This window comes from Photobacterium sp. DNB23_23_1 (genome assembly GCF_052873815.1).
On the sequence record NZ_JBNNXT010000025.1, the window covers coordinates 57,410 to 78,438 of the forward strand.

Genomic DNA, 21,029 nt, shown 5'->3' on the forward strand with positions numbered 1-21,029 from the left:
GATTAGTATTATTACCATTGTGGCATCAGTTGCAATGGCGGCTCATTGAGGGCGGCCAGCTGCTCCTTGAATGCCAGCACTTGCCCTTCCCAGTACTTGGCATCGGCAAACCACGGGAAGGCGTGTGGGAAAGCGGGATCTTCCCAGCGTCGTGCCAACCATGCCATGTAATGTACCATTCTAAGACCGCGCAAAGGCTCGATCAGTTGCAACTGTTTTTGATCAAAATCGGCAAACTCACAATAGGCTTCCAGAATAGTATCCAACTGGGCCAGTTGGTCGTGGCGATCGCCGTTGAGCAGCATCCACAAATCCTGGACTGCCGGGCCATTGCGGGCATCGTCCAAGTCGACGAACAGTGGGCCGTCACGCCAGAGGATATTACCGGGGTGGCAGTCACCATGGAGACGGATTGACGTCCAGTCAGTATGCCATTGCTGCTCGAGTTCGCGGATCAGGGTATCGAGATCGGAGAAGAAAGCGTGCTTGAGGTGATCGGGGATCATCGCAGATTGCTCGAGAACCTGACGAGGCAGATAGAGGTACTCATCAAGGCCGATAGTTGGGCGGTGTTGAAAGGCCGTACGCTGGCCAACCTGGTGGATCCGGCCAAGGAAACGACCGACCCACTCCAACTGGTCAAAGTTGTCGACTTCAAACTGGCGTCCACCCATGCTTGGAAATAAGGCTAAACGGTGGTTCTGATGAAATGGATGCAGTGTGCGGCCATCAATCTTGATCGGTGCAGCAACGGGGATCTCCTGTTCGGCCAGCTCCAGTGTGAACTGGTGCTCCTCATCGATTTGCTCGTTGGTCCAGCGCTGAGGGCGATAGAACTTGGTGACATAGCGGGCACCGTCTTCGGCGACAAACTGGTAAACCCGGTTCTCATAGCTGTTGAGCGGAAGCAGGCCGGATTCAGCACGGATGCCAATGCTGTCAAGGGCATCAAGCAATAAGTCTGGGTTCAGGTCGGCAAAGTTGAAGCCGTGTTGTTGTGTCATCGTGACTTTCCACTAGGTACAGATTGTACGCAATTATAACACCATAATAAGAAAGGGCCTTTGGTGGCCCCCCTTTACATTATTTTGCACTGGCTAGGTGGGTACCGAGCTAGCGAAGTTCACCGATAAAGCGGCTTTCGGTCTGGACTTGGTGTCCGTCACCTTCCCGCGTGAGGGTAAAGATGATATCGGCAATATTACCTTGTAGCAGGTATGGGTCCACTCCCAGGCTCACTGGCAAGGTAAAGATCTCTCCGGCGGTAACACTGACTTGCTGTGGACCGTACCACTCAATCTCTTCGATACCGCTGACCGCGAGGGTATAGCGGGTATCTTGTTGGGTTTTGTTGAGGATTTTTAGGGTATAGGTGTTTTCCACCAAGCCTTCGTTGTTGATCCGGAATAGCTGGCTGCGGTCGCGGAGCACATCCAGCCCCATAGGTTGAACGGACGCGAATAGATAGAAGAACAGGCCGACCATCGCCACCATCACACCGCCATAGCCGAGCAGCTTGGGCCGCATAACATGGGTGCTATGCCCTTCTAGCTTATGCTCGGTGGTATAACTGATCAGGCGTTTGTCATAGCCCATTCGCGTCATGGTCTCATCACAGGCGTCGACACAGGCGCCGCAGTTGATGCACTCATATTGCAGGCCGTCGCGGATATCGATCCCCGTCGGGCAGACCTGCACGCAGAGGTTGCAGTCGATACAGTCACCGAGGCCGAGCGTTTTGGGATCTTTCTTGCGTGGCCTGGGGCCACGTGCTTCACCCCGTGCAACATCATAACCAACGATATAGGTGTCCTTATCGAACATTGCTGACTGGAAGCGGGCGTAGGGGCACATGTGGATACAGACTATCGATCGCATCCAGCCAGCGTTGGCATAGGTACAGCCAGTAAAGAATAGTACCCAGAAGCCAGCCCAGAAGCTGGTATCGAAGGTAAAGAAGTCAATCACCAAGGATTTGACGGGTAGGAAGTAGCCAACAAAGGTTAGGCCGGTCGCAAGGGCAACGGCCAGCCAAGCAATATGCTTGAGGATTTTACGGCCAATGAGCTTGGCGGTGGGTTTCATGCTGTCTTGCTTGCGGCGCTTGTTAGCTGGTCCCTCGAGTTTTTCTTCGCACCAGATATAGATGAATGTCCAAACGGTCTGGGGACAGAAGTAGCCGCACCATACTCGTCCAAGAAAGGTAGTGATAAAAAACAGGGCAAAAGCGGCAATCATAAACAGGGTAGCCAGCAGGGTCAGATCCTGGGGCCAAAGGGTGGTACCGAAAAAGTGGAATTGCTGCTGGCCGATATCGAGCAAGATCGCCTGGCGGTCGCCGTAGGGGATCCACGGTAGTCCCATAAATAGCAGCATCAGCAGCCAGCCCATTCGACGGCGCAGCTGTTGGTAAATCCCTTTGGCGGCCCGGACATATATCCGGTTGCCGGGATTGAAGCGATCCGCTCCCCCTTTGTGGGTCTTGGGATTAACCGTGGGCGGGGTGACATCCTTAATCTTTATTTTCTCTTGGGTCATGACATTACTTCCTTGGATGCTGCCTCACAGGCAGCGCGCGGCCAGTACGTTGCCGGCCAGTACGTTGTAATCGTAAAGTTGGAATTGGTAAATAAATGTTACCGGCAAAGTATATCCCAGCCGAGAGCATGAATACTCTAGCGAGGTCATAATTTAGGCAACGGATGCCGCAGAGTGTGAGGTCACGGGGATGAAGTGGCTAATATAAAGAAGGGAAGACTTAGTCGCAAAGAAGACGAAAATGCTGGGCCTGAGCAGCCCAGCACTGAGATCATTTGAGGATGCCGCGAGCACGCAAGATAGCGGTCTTGAAGTCGTCTTCGCAATCCTTGGCGATGCCTGGGATCATTTCCTGCTTCTCGCTGTTGCGCATCTTCAGGTGATAGATAAGGGTATCGTCAGTCAGATCTTCCAGTTTGCCTTCGAATTTGGCTTCTTGTGCCAGTTTCAGCAAGAACTCAACTAAGTTCATTTCTGGTTCTTTGAGCCATTCTGGGTGGATGAGCTCGATCATTTCATTGACGCGATGGGTCTTCATAACAACTCCGCTTAGTAAAGGCTGGTTAACTATATGGTTATTATTTTTAGTGGGGTAACGTTATAACAAAGCACGGATGGATACAAATAGGCGGATATAAATAAAAGGGCAGCCCGAAGGCTGCCCTGAATGCTAAGTGTTACTACGCTGCTTTTTCACTGTCGCTGCTGGTGATGTCGGCCTGATGAGGGGCTGGGATCACCGGTAGGGACTGAACTGCGGCTTTGGTTGTTTTGCTTTTTAGTGTTGGGGCGTGCGAGGTACTACGCAGACGAGATGGGCTGCGAGGTGTGTTGTACCTGACAAACGAGGCTGTGCGCATGTTTTACCTATTGGTCAGGCGCTTCCGTGGCCGGGTTGAATACATTATTTCAGCATCTTTACTGTTGGCAGGGCCGTTCCTGTGCGGAAATAAAATGGTGTTTAATTTTCGCGGCGAGAATAGCAACAACCTATCATTAAGTCGAGTGTTATTTGACCGCCGTTAAGGTGCTTACCCCTTGTTTTTTACCGGGCCTTACAAGCGAAATGTTACCCGTCTCGTCATCTGTGAAGATAAGCCGTTTATCTGGTTTCACTTTGTGGTCTAATGCAGCCATTGCTGGCAATAAGAGCCTGTCTGGCAAGCACGGTCAGGACAATAACTACAGCCTCTGGAGGGAGTTAATGGATCACGATCAGCAGCGACGGGTTACCAGCCGTAACTTGTCCTATAAACTGGCAGAGTCTATCGGGCAACAGATCTTGCGTGGGGAAACCGCACCGGGAGAAATCCTACCGGGTGAAGTGGAACTGGGCGAAATGTATGGTGTCAGCCGGACCGCTATCCGTGAAGCCATCAAAATGCTGGCGGCCAAAGGGATGGTACTACCCCGCCCTCGTATTGGTACCCGGGTATTGCCGAAGAGAAACTGGAATTATCTGGATCAAGACCTGCTGGCTTGGCTTAACTTCGAACAGCAAAGTGATTTAGTCTCTGAGTTCCAACGGGTAAGGATATCGCTTGAGCCTGAGGCTGCCGCCCTGACAGCTGTCAATGCCAATGAAGCTGATCGCGAAGAGTTATGTAGCCTGATGGCAGAGATGCACGCCTTGGGCGAAAAGTTTGACCAAGACCGCTGGGTCGAAGTCGATACCCGTTATCACCAGTTGATTTACTTTGCCTCAGGTAATCACTTTATCAGTCCATTCGGTATTTTGTTCAAAGCGGTGTTCGAGAGCTATTTCAGGGTGATCACCCGCGAGAAGCTGCTCAAGCTTGAATTGCATCAGCAAGTGGTCGACGGCATTATGACCCGCGATCCGGAAGCAGCCAGACAGGCTACTATCGAACTGCTGCGCTAAACCAGGAAAACGAAGCAAAGGCTTCGTTTTTTTGTTTGTGCACCAGATCGCTAAGTCTGCTCTTGCGACAACAGGGTGTTCACTGCAATATAAGTATCATTTCATATTCATAGGGTGCATATGATGATAAAGGTTATATGCATGCAGCAAAGGAGATGCTCTGATGTCATTATTCCGCAAAAGCTTGGCCAGCCTTGGCATTGGTTCGGCTCGGGTCGATACTGTGCTGCCGCAGGGTGTGTTGATCCCGGGTGATCCCTTGGCGGTCGATGTGCTGGTGCATGGCGGAAAGGTGGAGCAGCACATCGATAATATTTACCTGTTTTTGTGTTGCCGCTACGAAGAGGAAGTGGAGACCAGCCGGGGAGATAGCCAGCACCGCAAGGAAAAGATCACCCAAACCTGTCGCTTGGCCGAATGGTCACTGCCCTACTCGTTCGTTATTGGCGCCAATGAAGAGCGCTACTTCAATGTGAGTTTGCCGCTGCCCTTCAATACCCCTATCACCATCGGTGACTCCCATGTTTGGCTCGAGACCCACCTCGATATGCCGTTGGCCTTTGATGCCAAAGATAAAGATTTGCTGACAGTTAGACCCGACCCGCTGTTGGACGGCGTTTTTTCGGCGCTGGAGCTAGCCGGGCTTCGGATCCGCCAAGTCGAATGTGAGGCGGCCAAAGGGTTTGCCCTGCCGTTTGTCCAGGAGTTTGAATTCGTGCCGGTGTCCGGGCCTTATCATGGCCGCTGGCGTGAGCTGGAAGTGGTGGTCTACCGTGATGAATCGGGTTTGCAGATGTGGTTTGAAATCGACCGTCGCCAGCGTGGTTTTAACGGCCTGTTGTCAGGCTTGCTTGGCCGTGGCGAGCTCAAGCGTTATTGTGAAATTCCGGCCTGCTTACATCCGCAGCAGGCGGGTGAGCGGGTATTGGCCTTTTTAGATCAAGCCACCTAACTCGGTGTAAGTTGCTGTCTCGCTCCCGTAATAAGAGCGATTGATGAAAAATAGCTGTTTCAGCTTACACCTGTAAGCCAAATGTGCCATACTGCTGATCTATTGAGCATAAACTCTATATTGAGGACGACAGCAATGGCAGAGCAGTTGGCGACCGGCTCGGAGTATTCGGTCACGGAGGAAGTGGCAAACAGCATCAGCCACGGTCTTGGCATGGTGTTTGGGATCATTGGTTTGGTTTTGTTACTGATTCAGGCCGTTAGTGCCGGTGCTGATGCGCTGAGCATTACCAGCTTGAGTATTTATGGTGCCAGTATGATTTTGCTCTATCTGGCATCAACCCTCTATCACGCGATCCCGTCTGAGCGGGCCAAGCGGGCACTGAAGACCTTTGATCACTGTGCCATTTATCTACTGATTGCCGGAACTTATACCCCGTTTCTCCTGATTTCCCTGCGTACGCCACTGGCGATCACCCTGATGGCAGTGATTTGGGGGATAGCCCTGGTAGGTATTATGCTGAAAATTGCTTTTGTCTATCGCTTCAAGCGCTTGTCACTGGCGACTTACCTAACTATGGGGTGGTTGTCGTTAATTGCGGTGTACCCGTTGGCGATGTCTCTAGCCACCGGTGGTCTGGTTTTGCTGGCGGCGGGTGGTATCGTGTATTCGGTGGGGGTGGTGTTCTATGTCAATAAACGTATCCCTTATAACCACGCGATTTGGCACTTGTTTGTACTGGGTGGAACGGTTTGCCATTTTCTGGCGATTTATTTCTACGTTAAACCGGTGTAATTGGTATCAGTCTCCTGCACTAAAAACATACTCATATATGAAAAAGAGAGCCAAAGCGGCTCTCTTTTTTCTTTATGGTGCCTTTGCTGCTGGATTAGTTGCGCCAGAACGCAGGGAAGAACACCACCAAGACGGTCAGGATTTCCAGCCTACCCATCAGCATACCCAAGCTCAACGTCCACTTGGCCAAGTCAGGCAAGGTCGCAAAGTTGCCAGTCGGGCCGATCACATTGCCCATTCCGGGGCCAACATTGGCGACAGCTGTGACGGCGCCGGTAATACTGGTGATGGCATCAAGTCCCAGCATGCTGAGAATCGCGGCGACTACCACGATGGTCAGGACAAACGTCAGGGCGAAGGCCACCACTGAGCGGACAATCCCATCGGTAACTGGTCGGCCGTTGTAGCGCTGGATGAACACTCCTGACGGGTGGATCAACTGCATCATCTGCTTGCGCAGCAGGGCAAAGGCGACTTGGAAACGGAAGATTTTGATCCCGCCGGCGGTCGAACCCGAGCACCCTCCGACCAGCATGATGAAGGCAAACACGATCGTCGGGAACGGCCCCCAGGCGGTAAAGTCATCCAGCCCAAAACCGGTAGTGGTTACCACCGATATGATGTTGAATAACGAGACTCTAAACGCGTCAATGAAGCGGTAATCTAATTGCCAGGTAAGCCACAGTGCCACGGCAAGACCTGCGCTGAATACCAAGAGGGTAAACCCCCTCACCTGAGCATCGCTCAGCAAGGAGCGGGATTCGCGTTTACGCAGCGCCTGAACAAATAGCAGGAACGGCAAACCACCGGCAAACATGAATACAATCGCTACCCAATGGGCACTGTTCGAGAAGTGGTTCATCGAGCCGTCTGAGGTTGAATAGCCACCGGTCGACAGCGTGGTAAAGGCATGGTTGATTGCGTCGAAGGTATTCATCCCTGTCACTAGGTAACCGAGGAAACAAAGTCCGGTCAGGCTGAGATAGACATTGACGATATTCTTGGCCACGCTCTTGGTCCGTGGCGAGCTTTTGTCAGACCAATCAGAAGACTCGGTTTGGAACAGGCGCATACCACCGACATTGAGCATCGGCAAGATAGCCACCCCCATCACGATAAAGCCGATCCCGCCCAACCACTGTAAGGTGGAACGCCAGAGTAAGATACTCGGTGCCATATCATCCAACCCGCTGAGAACGGTCGAGCCTGTGGTGGTGATCCCCGACATGGTCTCGAAGTAGGCATCGGTGAAGCTGATATGATTGATAAAGACAAACGGCAAGGCGGCAAAGGCGCTGGCAATGGTCCAGACTAAGGTGGTGATCAGGAACATATCCCGCACACCAAGCTTGAATTCGTTGGTCCGGCCGAATGTCAGGCATAGGAATGCCACCACATGAGTGATGATGACAGCGGTGGCGAAGTCGATAAATCCTTCAGTCCCGGTGGCGAAGGCCACCAGGGTCGGGACATACATGAACAGGGCTATCTTGGATAAGACCAGCCCGATCACGAACAGAATGGGACGAAAGTTGACCATGTTGGCGACTACAGGAAGAACGGACTAGGTTGGAACAGGCGTTCGACGTCTGGGATATATTTCTTATCGACCAGGAACATCACCACGTGATCATCTTGTTCGATCACCGTGCGGTCATGGGCAATAAGCACTTCTTCACCGCGGACAACTGCACCAATGGTGGTGCCCGGAGGAAGTTTGATCTCACCAACGGCCTTGCCAACCACCTTGGAGGTGCTTGAGTCACCATGGGCAATCGCTTCGATAGCTTCGGCAGCCCCGCGGCGCAGCGAAGAGACGTTGACGATATCGGCTTTGCGGACATGGGTTAGCAAGGCTGAGATTGTCGCTTGCTGTGGCGAAATAGCAATATCAATAGTACCGCCCTGGACGAGGTCGACATAGGCCCCGCGCTGGATCAGTACCATGACTTTCTTGGCGCCCATCCGCTTGGCCAGCATGGCCGACATAATGTTGGCTTCATCATCGTTGGTGACGGCAATGAACACGTCGATTTGTTCGATGTGCTCTTCGCTCAATAGTTCCTGATCGGAGGCATCGCCACAGAAGACAATGGTGTTCTCCAGCATCTCGGACAGGTTTTCGGCCCGCTCTGGATTACGTTCGATCAGTTTAACACTGTAGTTTTGTTCCAAACGACGGGCCAGGCCGGCACCGATATTACCACCACCGACAATCATCAGGCGTTTGTACGGCTTCTCTAGGCGCTGGAGTTCACTCATCACCGAGCGAATATGGTTGCTGGCGGCGACAAAGAAGACTTCGTCGTCGGCTTCGATAATTGTGGTGCCGCGTGGACGGATGGGACGGCCCTGGCGGAATATTGCGGCCACCCGGGTATCGACGTGCGGCATATGCTCACGCAGTGCTGATAAGGCGTTGCCGACGAGTGGACCTCCGTAATAGGCCTTGACGGCAACCAGGCCGACTTTGTCCTCGGCAAATCCCACCACCTGCAATGCTCCCGGGTATTCGATCAGGCGCTCGATATAGCCGGTTACCAGTTCTTCCGGAGCGATCAGGTGATCGACCGGTACCGCATCGGACTGGAACAGTTGGTCTTTTTCCTTGAGGTACTCCGGCGAGCGGATACGGGCCACCCGGTTCGGAGTGTTGAACAAGGTAAAGGCGATTTGGCAGGCGATCATGTTGGTTTCATCGGAGTTGGTTACCGAAACCAGCATGTCGGCATCTTGTGCCCCGGCTTCTCGCAGGGTACGGGGATGGCTGGCAAAGCCCTGTACGACACGCAGATCATATTTGTCTTGCAGCTCGCGCAGGCGCTCAGGGTCCTTATCGACGATAGTGATATCGTTGTTCTCGCCAACCAAGTTTTCGGCTAGGGTGCCGCCGACCTGTCCGGCGCCGAGAATGATAATTTTCATAGCATATGCCTGATTAATAGAATCGTTGTAGGTTACTACGCTTCGGGATAAGGGTCATGCAGAACTCTGCTCATTTAGAATAACTTAGTTTTCAGCGATAGAAAGATTGGCCGCTGAATTACCTGCATAACATCCCGAAATGTGAACAAAAAAACGGAACTTGAGGTCAAGTTCCGTTGTTGGTTAGTTAGCTCGCTTTGCGCATAACGGCGTAGTAAAAGCCGTCCATATCCTGTTCGCCAGGCAATATCTGGCGGCCAGGTTGCTGGCGGTCGCTACCGATCAGCTCGGCATCCGTGGTGCGCTCAAGGAATGCTTTTACCTGTTCGCTGTTTTCCTGCGGAGTAATCGAGCAGGTGGCATATACCAAGGTACCGCCCGGCTTGAGCTGCTGCCACATCGCATCAACGATTTCCGACTGGAGCTGGGCCAGTGCAGCAATGTCATCGGCGCGGCGTAGCCACTTGATGTCTGGGTGGCGTCGGATCACACCGGTGGCCGAACAAGGGGCATCCAGCAAGATGCGGTCGAACAGCTCGCCCTGCCACCATTTATCCGGGTAGCGGGCATCGGCACACAATACTTGAGCGGTTAGGTTCAGGCGTTGAAGGTTGTCATGCACTCGCTTTAGACGGTTGTCATCACAATCGATAGCAACCACTTGGGTATCTGGCTGGCGCTCCATGATGTGGGCGGTCTTACCGCCTGGAGCCGCGCAGCAATCAAGGATCAGTTCACCCGCTTGCGGCTGGAGGTACTCAACAGATAGCTGGGCGGCCGCATCTTGCACCGACACCCAACCATCGGCAAAGCCCGGCAGTTTGCTCACATCGCACGGTGCGTGGAGTTTAAGGGCGTCCGGCGCTTCGGTGTGAATATCCGTCTCGATACCGGCTTCGTCAAGCAATGCACGGTAGGCATCGCGGCTGTGGTGCTGGCGGTTGACCCGCAGCCACATCGGTGCTTTGGTGTTGTTGGCCGTGGTGATGCTGTCGATCTGCTCAGGGTAACTTGCCTTAAGAAGCTTAAGCAACCAGCCCGGGTGGCCGTAACGGCCGGCATCATGGCTGATGGCTTGTTGGTCAAGGCTCTCTTGTTGGCGTTGGTAGTTTCGCAAAATGGCATTGATCAGGCCACGTAGCTGTGGTTTTTTCAGGTTCTTGGTGGCATTGACCGTTTCAGCAACCGCCGCATGGGCTGGGATGCGCATGTAACCCAGTTGGTAGAGGCCAACAAGAATAAGGTGGTGGAAGACGCGCTGTTTGCCCTTGAGTGGTTTGTCCATCAGCTGTTGGGTAACCGATTCAAGGCGTGGAAGCCAGCGCAGTACGCCATAGCACATCTCTTGGAGCAGTGCGTGGTCGCGCTCTTTGATATCTTGTTGGGCAGCCGGCAGTGCGGTAGAAAGAGACTGGCCCTGATCAACCACTTGATAGATAACCTTGGCTGCTGCAGCTCTTACATTCATGCAGATTTCCTGGTGTATTGACCTGACCCCTGTCGCTTGTTGCGGTGGAGGCAGGTTGAAAAAAGTAAGGCCAGTGCAAGCACTGGCCCTTGGAAGGTTACAGTACCGTGCCGGGTTCGAACCATTCGCGGCGCGAGTTCAGCAGATCTTGTGCCTTCATCGCTTTTTTGCCTGGCGGCTGGAGCTCGGTCAGGCGCAGTGCCCCTTGTCCGGTTGCCACCAAAATCCCGTGCTTGTCCGCAACGAGAATCGTGCCCGGTGCCTGGCCTTGGCTATCGGCTTCGACACTGGCATGCCAGACCTTTATGTTCTGCTCTGCAACGGTGAAGTAGCTCATCGGCCATGGGTTGAAGGCGCGGATGCAGCGTTCGATGTGGGCGGCATCATCCGCCCAGTTGATGCAGGCTTCTGCTTTGCTCAGTTTCTTGGCGTAGTTGGCAAGCGTATCATTTTGTTTTTCCGCCACGGCTTTACCATCGGCAATATCAGCTAGGCAATCAACCAAAGCGACAGGGCCAAGCTCAGCAAGCTTCTCGTACATCGAGGCGCTGGTATCGGTTTGCTCGATCGGCAACGTGGCTATTTTCAGCATGTCACCAGTATCTAGGCCAATATCCATCTGCATGATGGTTACGCCTGTTTCCGCATCGCCCGCCCAGATCGAGCGCTGGATTGGGGCTGCACCACGCCAGCGTGGCAGGATAGAGCCATGGACATTGATACAACCCAGCTTCGGGGTATCCAGTACCGCTTGTGGCAACAACAAGCCATAAGCCACTACCACCATGATATCGGCATCGAGAGCTGCCAATTCTTGCTTGGCTTCGTCTGATTTGAAGTTCTCCGGCTGGTAGACCGGGATCTCGTGCTCAAGGGCAATATGCTTTACTGGGCTAGCTGTTAGCTTTTTGCCCCGTCCTGCAGGGCGGTCCGGCTGGGTGTAAACCGCAATGATATCGTGCTCCGAAGACAATAACGCCGCCAAGTGACGGGCGGCGAAATCCGGAGTACCTGCAAAAACTATTTTCAAAGGTTTGCTCAAGGTAGCGTCCTTAAAATCAGGTGGGCGAATTAAGCGTTATTCGCGTGTTTTTCGTTGTAGCGTTTGATCTTAGTCAGCTTGTCTTGAATACGCTTGCGCTTCAGTGGCGACAGGTAATCGACAAACAGTTTACCTTCTAGGTGGTCAAGCTCGTGCTGGACACAGATAGCTAATAGGTCGTCGGCGTCAAACGTGAACTCTTCGCCGTCACGGTTTAGGGCTTTTACTGTGACTTCAGCGGCTCGTGGCACTAGCGCACGGGCACCGGGAACTGACAGGCAGCCTTCTTCGATGCCGTCTTCACCGCGCTTTTCGATGATTTCTGGATTGATCAGTACCAGTGGCTCATTGCGCTCTTCCGACAGGTCGATCACCACGATACGCTGGTGGAAATCCACCTGAGTGGCTGCCAGACCGATCCCTTCCTCGTCGTACATGGTTTCCAGCATGTCATCGACAAGTTTCTGGATTTCAGGCGTTACGGTTTCGACTGGTTTAGCGACGGTGCGCAGGCGCTCGTCAGGGAATGTTAATACTTGCAATACAGACATAGACACTCTTTTTAAAAGGCAGTACTGATAACTGGGATCGTTTAATTGTTCTAATTCTAGTCATTTTACAGGGCAAATCATAGTACCCCGTTGCATGGATCTTATGTGCCTGCTGTTTACTACCGTTTGGTAAATTGCAATTGCGAGGCTGGAAAAAGTGAAGCCTGCCGAAAACTATGGGCGGGTTGACACAGTGTTCTGGACACTGCACAAGGTCAATGACAGCCTGATCATTTAAGCCATAGTGGTGTGGGGGGAATGATGAAGCAGTGGAAAAAGGTGCCTTGGAGGGTTATGTGGTTGTTTGTCGCGAGTATGGGGGTTGGCGTACACGCTCAATCTGCTGCACTTAGCGTGAAGGAAGGGGCGCCTGCTGTCTATACCGTCAAGAAGGGAGATACCCTTTGGGATATCTCAGCGTACTATCTCGCCAGTCCCTGGCGTTGGCCTGAACTGTGGCAGAGCAACCGTCATAAGGTGGCTGATCCCCACTGGATTTACCCCGGCGATCAACTCCACCTGCATTTTGTTGACGGTCAGCCTCGTTTGCTACGTAAACCGCTGCGCTATTTATCACCCAAGATCAAAGTGACCCCTAAACCGGTGACCACCTTGCCTGCTGAGTTACTCTTGCCGTATCTCGCTGAGGATAAGTTGCTGGTGGAGAAGGAGCGAAAGAACCTGCCTCATGTGATTGGTGACAGTCTTGCACAGGGGTATATCGCTAGAGGGGAAACGGTCTGGGTCGACATGCCATTGGTTGTCGGCGAACAATGGGGGGTTTACCGACCCGCACCTCCGCTGGAGCGCAAGTTGGCATCAGGGGATATCTACAGAATATCGAGCTTGAAAGAGGTTGCTCGTGGTGAAGTGGTGAGTGTCACAAATACGACCAGCGCCGTGGTGCTGACCGATGCCTACCGGGAAGTTAAACCTAATGATGTGCTGCTCCCTGCCCCGTTGCCTAAACATGAAGGGGCGATGAGCTTCTCTCCCTCCCCTTCCCTTGCAGCAACCGAGGCCGAGGTGGTAGCAAGTATTGGGGGAATGGCGTATATCGCGACCCATGAGGTCGTTGTGCTCAATCAGGGTCACCTTGATGGCCTGGAAGTTGGCCATGTACTTAGCGTCATTCGATCTGGGGCGGGTTACACCGGCGACAAAGGCAACTATGAGTACAGTGAGCCTGATAGCCCGCAGCTATTGTCTTCGCCTTTCCCTTCTTCTGAATCCGGCCGTTTGCAAGACATCCTGATCGGTGAGGTGATAGTGATCCGTCCTTATGAGTATTTCAGTCTTGCGGTGGTGACTCGTGCAACCGAGCCTTTCAGGGTCGGGTCGCGTGTCGTGTCACCCCTGAGAGGTTAAGCCGGTACGATGTCATCGCTTAGTGATTGGCTTGCCTTGGCCTCGGCTCCGCAGCTGGGCGGCTTTCGTATTAGCCGCCTGTTGGAGTGTACCTCGCCCGCTGAACTGTGTGCGATGTCCGAACGGGATCGCATCCAGCTTGGCCTGAGCGAGCGTCAATGCCAGCACTTGGCATTTCCCCCCCAGCAGCGTATTGACCGTTGTCTCGCTTGGCACCAGCAGCCCAACCAGCAGATCATCACCCTCGACTCCCTGCTTTATCCAGCTTTGCTTCGGGAAATCCCGTCTCCCCCTCCTTTATTGTTTGTCCGAGGTGAGGCGCATTGGCTGCACGAACCACAGTTGGCGATTGTCGGTAGTCGGGCAGCTAGTATTGATGGTTTGGAGGCCGCCGGAGAGTTTGCCGCTGCCATGGTGGCGGCGGACTATGTCGTGACCAGCGGCTTGGCGTTGGGAATCGATGGCAGGGCTCATTACGGTGCGCTGAGAAATGGCGGTGCCACTGTGGCGGTATTAGGTTCTGGCCTTGACCGTATTTATCCTGCCAAACACCGAGAACTGGCCGCCACGATTGCCGATCAAGGTGCACTGGTCTCCGAGTTCTGGCCCGATGAATCACCGCGTCCCCAGCATTTTCCTCGGCGTAACCGAGTGATCAGTGGATTGTCGGTCGGCGTATTAGTGGTAGAGGCAGAGGAAAAAAGCGGATCCTTGATCACTGCCCGTTATGCACTTGAGCAAGGTCGTGATGTTTTTGCGGTGCCCGGCTCGATCCACAGCCCGATGAGCCGAGGGTGCCATGCGTTGATAAAAAACGGTGCTAAATTAGTAGAAACGCCGGTCGATATCTTTGAGGATGTCGGTGTACTGACAGAGTGCGCAAAAAGTAGCCAGTCAGTTCATTGTGTCCCACAACCTCAAAATGATAAATTGCCATTTCCAGCGCTGTTGGCTAACGTAGGCAATGAGGCAACACCCGTAGATGTAGTTGCTGAACGTAGTAGACTACCCGTTCATGAAGTCATGATGCAGTTACTTGAATTGGAATTGCAAGGAATGGTCGCTGCTGTACCAGGTGGCTATGTCAGAACGAGGAGGGGCTAGTTATGATGGATATCCTAATGTACCTGTTTGAAACCTATATCCACAGTGATGCGGAGCTCATGGTTGATCAGGATGAACTTTCCGAAGAGTTGCTTCGTGCTGGTTTCCACCAGGAAGATATTTACAAGGCGCTGGAGTGGCTTGAAAAGCTCGCGGCCCTGCAAGAAACAGAAGAAACCCCTTATATGAACACCAGTTCTGTGACGGCTATGCGTATTTATACGGCGCAAGAAATGTCACGGTTGGATACTACTTGCCGGGGATTTTTAACCTACTTAGAGCAAATTCATGTGTTGGGCGCTGATACCCGGGAAATGGTTATTGACCGGATTATGGCATTGGAAACCTCAGACTTTAACCTTGATGATTTGAAGTGGATCATTTTGATGGTCCTATTCAATGCGCCGGGTAATGAAAGCGCCTACAGCCAGATGGAAGAGCTACTGTATGGTATGGAAGATGGCTACATACACTAAGCCCGTGTAGGTGGGGTGTTACTGAAGATGATTGAGTCGTATGTCTGGAAAAATTAACGCCCAGCTGTTTAGTGCCCATGAGCACGCGCTAGAGCATGAAAACCTGTGCCCGGAATGTGGGTCACCACTGGCCATGCGCAATGGTAAGCGCGGACCTTTTTTAGGCTGCACCAGTTACCCCGCATGTGAATATATTAAGTCTCTGGCCCATAATGATGGTCATATCGTCAAGCATTTGGGCCAGCCTTGTCCCGACTGTGGCGAAGAGCTGGTATTGCGTCAAGGACGTTATGGTATGTTTATTGGCTGTAGCGGTTATCCACAATGCCATCATATCGAATCACCAGAAAAAAAAGCCGAGTCGACCCAAGTGCCCTGTCCACAGTGCCAGAAGGGAAATCTCATCGAGAGGAAGTCACGCTACGGCAAGGCGTTTTATGCCTGTGATCAATACCCGAACTGTCGCTTTGCAGTCAATGCCAAACCGGTGAAAGGTCAGTGTCAAACGTGTGGTTTTGGTCTGTTGATTGAGAAGAAATTGGCCAGAGGTATCAAGCTGCAATGTGCTGATCGGCGCTGTCATTCATATCAGGAGTAGGCGCCGTTAGGCCTAGCGCTAGCCACAAACTGAGAATACAAAAATAAAGCCAGCACATGATGCTGGCTTTGTTTTATCTGGCGCCTAGCTAGCGGGTTAAGGCTGGAAACGCGACTGGGTCGAGGTGAGCAGCGATAGTCGTTAGTGATGCCGTCAGCTTCTCTTGGGTATCAGCGCAGACGTTGATGTGTCCCATCTTACGGCCTGGGCGCTTTTCTTTACCATACCAGTGAATATGACACTGGGGATGGCTCAATAACGCACTTGGCAAGCGGTTTTCACCAAGGATATTGATCATTGCCGTCGGGCGCAGCAGCGCAGTACTGCCCAAGGGTAAACCAGTCACGGCACGTAAATGGTTCTCGAACTGGCAGGTCTCGGCACCTTGTTGGGTCCAGTGACCGGAATTGTGTACTCGTGGTGCGATTTCGTTGACTAGCAATTTGCCGCCGACATCAAAGAATTCAATGGCCAATACACCGACATAACCCATTGAGTCTGCGAGTGAGCGGAACATCGCTTCGGCTTGGTTTTGTAGAGCTTCGTTACCGGTCATCGAAACTGATAGGCTCAGTACACCATCGGTGTGGGTGTTTTCTGCCAGTGGGTATACTGATATTTCACCGTTTTTACCGCGGGCGCCGACCAAAGAAACTTCACGATCAAACGGGACAAACTCTTCGGCAACAATGGCTTGGTTATCGGTTTGTGCCATGCACTCAGCCATCTCAGGCCAAATTTTATCGGCATCGCCACGCTGTTTCAGACGCCACTGCCCCTTGCCATCGTAGCCACCTAAGGCACTTTTCAGTACCATCGGCAAACCCACGATGTCTATTGCGGCATCTAAATCTTCACGGCTGTTGATCAGGTGGTATGTGGCATTAGCTACCCCGGCACTGTCAAGTAGTGCTTTTTCAAGGCGGCGATCACCGCCAGCCTTGATGGCGTCAGTGGTCGGCAGGAATTTACCGCTTTGCTCGCAGATATCCAACACTTCGTGGGGGATATGTTCGAACTCTGCAGTGATCACATCGGAATACGTGATGGCCGTATTGAGCCCTTTAAGCATTACCTGCTGGGTCAGGGGATGCACGACGTTGCCAGTACCGACATCATAAGCAAAGACTTCGATGTTCAGTGGTGCGCCAGCCAGTGACATCATTCGGGCAAGCTGCCCTGCACCAAGTACCAGTACTTTCATTATGCTTCCTCGGCCGGATTCGGGTTGGCCAGAATAGTCTCGGTTTGCTCTTTGCGGAATGCATCGATAGCGGCCATGACCGTGCTATCTTGGGTTCCGATAATTTGAGCGGCCAGTAGGCCAGCATTGGCGGCACCAGCATCACCGATGGCCAAGGTTCCCACTGCGACGCCTTTTGGCATCTGGACAATTGATAGTAGAGAATCCATTCCTTTCAGGGCGCGAGACTGAACCGGTACCCCAAGTACAGGTAGGCTGGTAAAGGCGGCAGTCATACCTGGTAGGTGAGCGGCGCCGCCGGCCCCGGCAATGATCACCTTGATACCGCGGGTGTGTGCTTGCTCTGCGTACTCAGCCAATAGGTGCGGAGTACGGTGGGCTGATACAACCTTGGTTTCATAAGCAATGTTGAAGCGGTCCAGCATTTCAGCCGCATGCTGCATGGTTGGCCAATCTGACTTTGAGCCCATGATGATCCCAACTTTCATCCCGATCTCCTTTGGGGTAACTAAACGGTGAGGTATTAATGCATGTGTCGCGCATTATACGAGTATTTTTTGCGAAGGAAAACGTTTGCGTCGGGTAAATTGCAACAATGATTAACGAGCATGGAGTTGTTAGTAAGGAGTCGGTAAGATAGGTAAACAGAACGTTACAACTGACGTCAGTCATTTCAAAGAGGTACCTGTGGAGAACCTTAGCCAAGTGGTTGCTGCCCTCCGGCAGCAGGATGTTATTGCTTACCCAACCGAAGCTGTCTTTGGTGTGGGCTGCGATCCTGATAGTGAAACAGCCGTCAACAAGCTGTTGGCGCTCAAGCAGCGCCCGATTGAAAAAGGCCTGATCCTCATTGCCGCCAATTACGAACAACTGGCTCCCTATATCGATGACAGTGTATTGAGCGAAGAACAGAAAACCCGAATCTTTGCTTCCTGGCCGGGGCCGGTAACCTGGGTCATGCCAACGAAGCCAGATGTCCCGCGTTTTTTGACCGGTCAGTTCGATACGATTGCGGTGCGAGTAACTGATCATCCCCAGGTGCAGCAGCTCTGCCTTGCTTTTGGTAAGCCTCTGACCTCAACCAGTGCTAACCTGACGGGCCAAGAGCCAGGACGTACGGCTGCCGATGTTGAAGCCCAGTTAGGTAGCCAACTATCGGCGATTTTGCAGGGGGAAACCGGAGGGCGAAACAACCCATCTGAAATCCGTGATGCCATCACCGGTAATATTTTCCGCCAAGGATAGGATTGAAATCATGCAACAAGTGAATAAAGAAGCTGTCAAAGCCTTTTTGCTGAATCTGCAAGACAGGATCTGTAATGCCGTTGCCGAGCAGGACGGGCAAGCGGGCTTCGAGCAAGATGAGTGGCAGCGTGAACTAGGCGGCGGGGGGCGTAGCCGGGTTTTACGGGAAGGCCGACTCTTTGAGCAGGCTGGTGTTAACTTTTCTCATGTGTTCGGTACCAGAATGCCAGCATCTGCTACGGCGCACCGACCTGAACTTGCTGGACGCAGCTTTGAGGCTATGGGAGTATCGCTGGTGATCCACCCTCGTAACCCGTATGTGCCGACCTCTCATGCCAATGTACGGTTCTTCATTGCTGAGAAGGAAGGGGAAGATCCGGTCTGGTGGTTTGGTGGCGGATTTGATTTGACACCGTTCTATCCGTTTGAAGAAGATTGCCAGCATTGGCATGATACCGCCAAAGCGCTTTGCCAGCCTTTCGGCGAGTCGGTATATGATGAGCACAAAGCCTGGTGTGACAAATACTTCTTCTTGCCCCACCGTAACGAGACCCGTGGTGTGGGTGGTCTATTTTTCGATGACCTCAATGCTTGGGGCTTTGAAAAGAGCTTTGCTTATATGCAGGCCGTAGGTAATGGTTACCTAGATGCATATTTACCGATTGTTGAGAAGCGCTCCCCTGCCCCCTATGGCGAACGTGAACGTCAGTTCCAATTGTATCGCCGTGGCCGCTATGTTGAATTTAACCTGGTATATGACCGTGGCACCTTGTTCGGTCTGCAAAGCGGGGGACGTACCGAATCGATCCTGATGTCTATGCCTCCTCTTGCTCGCTGGGAGTATAGCTACACCCCAGAGCCGGGTTCAAAGGAAGCTGATCTTTATGACAACTACCTTCAGCCGCGGAGTTGGTAAGGTGTCTGAAAGGAATTGAGTCATTGAATTGGCAATGATAGGGTCAGTAGAAATACTGGCCCTTTTTATTGGTTTGAAAACACGGAATCCCGGCTGATGGATAAGTATGTTGTTTTTGGCAACCCGATTGCCCAGAGTAAATCCCCTTTTATTCACACTCTTTTTGCCCGCCAAACTGGGCAGGACATGCGCTATGAAGCGCAGCTTGCACCCGTAGATGGATTTAAAGAGGCTGCAGATACGTTTTTTACTGCTGGTGGTCGTGGTTGTAATATCACGATGCCATTTAAAGAAGATGCGTTTGCCTATGCCGATCAACTGACCGAGCGAGCTCGCTTGGCTGGGGCTGTGAACACCCTGAAAAAGCTCGATGACGGCATTATTCTCGGTGACAATACCGATGGTGAAGGCCTAGTGCAGGATCTGATTCAGCACAGTACCTTATTGAAAGGACAAAGAGTCCTGCTGATCGGTGCGGGCGGTGCAGCTCGTGGAGTGGTGTTGCCTCTACTGGCACAAGGTGTCGGCTCACTGACTATTGCTAATCGGACAGTGGAAAAAGCCAGGGCGCTTGTCGAATTGTTCTCTTCCCATGGTCCAGTGGAGGCGTCGGCCTTGTCTGAACTAGAGGGTAATGAATTTGACGTGATTATTAATTCGACTTCAGCGAGCCTTAGCGGTGAGTTACCCGGGATCCCTACTAGTTTGATCCGCCCTGAAGTGACCTGCTACGACATGGTCTACAGTGCCGAGCCGACGACATTTAATGTCTGGGCCAAAGAGCATGGTGCTAGAGTAGCGCTGGATGGTCTGGGCATGTTGGTCGGTCAAGCCGCAGAGAGTTTTATGCTGTGGCGTGGCATTCGGCCTGGGGCTAAACAGGTGCAAAATGAATTGCGCCGTACACTTCAAAAGTAAAGAATACTATGAATCAAGATATTTTGTTTGCTGACATGCAAGCGTGGGACAGTGAGCGCCAAGCCGTGACGTTTCCCGCACAACAAGGTGGTGCACTGATACATTGTTGGGTTAGCTTAGCCTGGCTTGAAAAAGAGTATGGGCAAGCACTTGCTGATGAAGCTGCTGTTCTTGCTGTGTTTGCCCAATACCGTTTCGATCTGGAAGATATCGCCGAAAACTTGATTGAAGATGAAGAGTTTAACGCCGATGGTGATATCGATATCGCCTAACCCTACTCTTCTGCGAGATATTCGTTTTTCAGCCTGACGTAGTTGTCTGCCGAGGCTGGCAGAAAAGCGCGCTCTTTATCGGTTAAAGGGCGCACTTGCTTTACTGGGCTACCTATATAGAGAAAGCCGCTTTTTAGTACTTTGCCTGGTGGTACTAAACTACCAGCGCCAATCATCACATCATCCTCGATAATCGCACCATCTAGAATAATAGCGCCCATACCGACTAAAACACGATGGCCGATTTGACAGCCGTGTAGCATGGCTTTATGGCCAATTGTCACCTCATCTCCAATGAGTAAGGGGTGACCTTGTGGTTTTTCGCCGCTGGTTCGTGATACATGCAGGACAGTACCATCTTGAACATTGGTCTTTGATCCTATCTTTATATGATTCACATCCCCACGGGCCGCAACCAAAGGCCAGATGCTGGCATCCTCTCCGAGAGCGATGTCACCGACAAGAACTGCTGACGGATCGACATAGGCGGTGGGAGCGATAGTGGGATAAGTGTTTTTATAGGAGCGAAGAGGTGAAATCATAAAAAAGAGCCTTAAAAAATTAAGTTTATAACGTCAGACTAGCCTTGGTGTGGTGTAAATAATATCGAAAAACACCGCCTTTGTTTGATTACTGCACAGTTAAGCTCAAAAGATGAATTTATTTTGAATTTGGCCTTGCTAACGTGATCGAACTCTCTATAATGCGACCTCACTGACACGGAGCACGGCAACTTAAGCCGCTATCCAATCAGTATTGTTCTTTAACAATTTGA

At 52.2% G+C, this 21,029-nt stretch carries 24 protein-coding genes; 12 read left to right on the forward strand and 12 right to left on the reverse strand.

Annotated features, from left to right (window positions below; genetic code table 11):
* Positions 1–11: 11 nt before the first annotated feature.
* The 4 genes from ACVA53_RS15785 to ACVA53_RS15800 all read right to left on the reverse strand — a co-directional run bounded on the left by ACVA53_RS15785 (position 12) and on the right by ACVA53_RS15800 (position 3,398).
* Positions 12–1,004, reverse strand: a complete 993-nt coding sequence (locus ACVA53_RS15785) for a serine/threonine protein kinase (protein WP_446505596.1) — start codon at positions 1,002–1,004, stop codon at positions 12–14.
* Positions 1,005–1,113: 109 nt separating this feature from the next.
* Positions 1,114–2,538 (reverse strand): cytochrome c oxidase accessory protein CcoG, encoded by a 1,425-nt coding sequence (gene ccoG / locus ACVA53_RS15790; protein ID WP_446505597.1) that lies wholly within the window; start codon positions 2,536–2,538, stop codon positions 1,114–1,116.
* A 271-nt stretch (positions 2,539–2,809) separates the two neighbouring features.
* Positions 2,810–3,076 (reverse strand): YihD family protein, encoded by a 267-nt coding sequence (locus ACVA53_RS15795; RefSeq protein ID WP_255042838.1) that lies wholly within the window; start codon positions 3,074–3,076, stop codon positions 2,810–2,812.
* A gap of 142 nt (positions 3,077–3,218) precedes the next feature.
* Entirely contained in the window at positions 3,219–3,398 is a 180-nt protein-coding gene (locus ACVA53_RS15800) for a hypothetical protein (protein ID WP_255042839.1), read from the reverse strand.
* Here ACVA53_RS15800 and ACVA53_RS15805 point away from each other — a divergent pair.
* From ACVA53_RS15805 to trhA, 4 genes are all read left to right on the forward strand, one after another.
* Positions 3,397–3,564 (forward strand): hypothetical protein, encoded by a 168-nt coding sequence (locus ACVA53_RS15805; RefSeq protein ID WP_446505598.1) that lies wholly within the window; start codon positions 3,397–3,399, stop codon positions 3,562–3,564. The genes ACVA53_RS15800 and ACVA53_RS15805 overlap by 2 nt on opposite strands.
* Positions 3,565–3,742: 178 nt before the next feature.
* The gene (locus tag ACVA53_RS15810) at positions 3,743–4,420 is read left to right on the forward strand and encodes a FadR/GntR family transcriptional regulator (protein WP_255042859.1); all 678 of its coding nucleotides are present in this window, start codon (positions 3,743–3,745) and stop codon (positions 4,418–4,420) included.
* A 163-nt stretch (positions 4,421–4,583) separates the two neighbouring features.
* Entirely contained in the window at positions 4,584–5,372 is a 789-nt protein-coding gene (locus tag ACVA53_RS15815) for a sporulation protein (RefSeq protein ID WP_255042840.1), read from the forward strand.
* Between the two features lie 135 nt (positions 5,373–5,507).
* Positions 5,508–6,167, forward strand: coding sequence for a PAQR family membrane homeostasis protein TrhA (gene trhA / locus ACVA53_RS15820; protein ID WP_255042841.1), 660 nt, complete (start codon positions 5,508–5,510; stop codon positions 6,165–6,167).
* 94 nt (positions 6,168–6,261) lie between these two features.
* On the opposite strand, the gene ACVA53_RS15825 is transcribed toward trhA, so the two are convergent.
* The 5 genes from ACVA53_RS15825 to def form a co-directional block, all read right to left on the reverse strand.
* Positions 6,262–7,707, reverse strand: a complete 1,446-nt coding sequence (locus ACVA53_RS15825) for a TrkH family potassium uptake protein (RefSeq protein ID WP_446505599.1) — start codon at positions 7,705–7,707, stop codon at positions 6,262–6,264.
* An 8-nt stretch (positions 7,708–7,715) separates the two neighbouring features.
* On the reverse strand, positions 7,716–9,092 hold the full coding sequence (gene trkA / locus ACVA53_RS15830; protein ID WP_255042843.1) for a Trk system potassium transporter TrkA: 1,377 nt from the start codon (positions 9,090–9,092) through the stop codon (positions 7,716–7,718).
* Positions 9,093–9,279: 187 nt separating this feature from the next.
* Positions 9,280–10,560, reverse strand: a complete 1,281-nt coding sequence (rsmB, locus tag ACVA53_RS15835; protein ID WP_255042844.1) for a 16S rRNA (cytosine(967)-C(5))-methyltransferase RsmB — start codon at positions 10,558–10,560, stop codon at positions 9,280–9,282.
* Between the two features lie 97 nt (positions 10,561–10,657).
* Positions 10,658–11,602, reverse strand: a complete 945-nt coding sequence (fmt, locus tag ACVA53_RS15840; protein WP_255042845.1) for a methionyl-tRNA formyltransferase — start codon at positions 11,600–11,602, stop codon at positions 10,658–10,660.
* Between the two features lie 29 nt (positions 11,603–11,631).
* A complete protein-coding gene (gene def, locus ACVA53_RS15845; RefSeq protein ID WP_255042846.1) occupies positions 11,632–12,153 on the reverse strand; it encodes a peptide deformylase in 522 nt (173 codons plus the stop codon).
* Between the two features lie 258 nt (positions 12,154–12,411).
* Between def and ACVA53_RS15850 the strand changes: the two genes are divergently transcribed.
* The 4 genes from ACVA53_RS15850 to ACVA53_RS15865 are packed head-to-tail and all read left to right on the forward strand — an operon-like array spanning position 12,412 to position 15,699.
* A complete protein-coding gene (locus tag ACVA53_RS15850) occupies positions 12,412–13,521 on the forward strand; it encodes a LysM peptidoglycan-binding domain-containing protein (RefSeq protein WP_446505600.1) in 1,110 nt (369 codons plus the stop codon).
* 9 nt (positions 13,522–13,530) lie between these two features.
* Positions 13,531–14,625, forward strand: coding sequence for a DNA-processing protein DprA (dprA, locus tag ACVA53_RS15855; protein ID WP_446505601.1), 1,095 nt, complete (start codon positions 13,531–13,533; stop codon positions 14,623–14,625).
* A gap of 2 nt (positions 14,626–14,627) precedes the next feature.
* The gene (locus ACVA53_RS15860) at positions 14,628–15,101 is read left to right on the forward strand and encodes a DUF494 family protein (RefSeq protein WP_107351489.1); all 474 of its coding nucleotides are present in this window, start codon (positions 14,628–14,630) and stop codon (positions 15,099–15,101) included.
* 40 nt (positions 15,102–15,141) lie between these two features.
* A complete protein-coding gene (locus ACVA53_RS15865) occupies positions 15,142–15,699 on the forward strand; it encodes a topoisomerase DNA-binding C4 zinc finger domain-containing protein (RefSeq protein ID WP_446505602.1) in 558 nt (185 codons plus the stop codon).
* Between the two features lie 88 nt (positions 15,700–15,787).
* Here ACVA53_RS15865 and ACVA53_RS15870 read toward each other — a convergent pair whose 3' ends face one another.
* Positions 15,788–16,903 (reverse strand): 5-(carboxyamino)imidazole ribonucleotide synthase, encoded by a 1,116-nt coding sequence (locus ACVA53_RS15870; RefSeq protein ID WP_446505603.1) that lies wholly within the window; start codon positions 16,901–16,903, stop codon positions 15,788–15,790.
* Positions 16,903–17,391: a 5-(carboxyamino)imidazole ribonucleotide mutase gene (gene purE, locus ACVA53_RS15875; RefSeq protein ID WP_446505604.1), complete on the reverse strand. Its 489-nt coding sequence runs from the start codon at positions 17,389–17,391 to the stop codon at positions 16,903–16,905. Before purE ends, ACVA53_RS15870 begins: the two co-directional genes overlap by 1 nt.
* 199 nt (positions 17,392–17,590) lie before the next feature.
* Between purE and tsaC the strand changes: the two genes are divergently transcribed.
* The 4 genes from tsaC (at position 17,591) to ACVA53_RS15895 (ending at position 20,254) form a co-directional block, all read left to right on the forward strand.
* Entirely contained in the window at positions 17,591–18,148 is a 558-nt protein-coding gene (gene tsaC, locus ACVA53_RS15880; protein ID WP_446505605.1) for an L-threonylcarbamoyladenylate synthase type 1 TsaC, read from the forward strand.
* A 10-nt stretch (positions 18,149–18,158) separates the two neighbouring features.
* Entirely contained in the window at positions 18,159–19,064 is a 906-nt protein-coding gene (gene hemF / locus ACVA53_RS15885) for an oxygen-dependent coproporphyrinogen oxidase (protein ID WP_446505606.1), read from the forward strand.
* Positions 19,065–19,160: 96 nt separating this feature from the next.
* Complete coding sequence (gene aroE / locus ACVA53_RS15890) at positions 19,161–19,982, forward strand: shikimate dehydrogenase (protein WP_446505607.1); 822 nt, start codon at positions 19,161–19,163, stop codon at positions 19,980–19,982.
* A gap of 8 nt (positions 19,983–19,990) precedes the next feature.
* The gene (locus ACVA53_RS15895) at positions 19,991–20,254 is read left to right on the forward strand and encodes a DUF1488 domain-containing protein (RefSeq protein WP_255042855.1); all 264 of its coding nucleotides are present in this window, start codon (positions 19,991–19,993) and stop codon (positions 20,252–20,254) included.
* 2 nt (positions 20,255–20,256) lie between these two features.
* Here the strand turns inward: ACVA53_RS15895 and ACVA53_RS15900 are convergent, their stop codons facing one another.
* Positions 20,257–20,796: a gamma carbonic anhydrase family protein gene (locus tag ACVA53_RS15900; RefSeq protein WP_446505608.1), complete on the reverse strand. Its 540-nt coding sequence runs from the start codon at positions 20,794–20,796 to the stop codon at positions 20,257–20,259.
* Positions 20,797–21,029 lie beyond the last annotated feature (233 nt).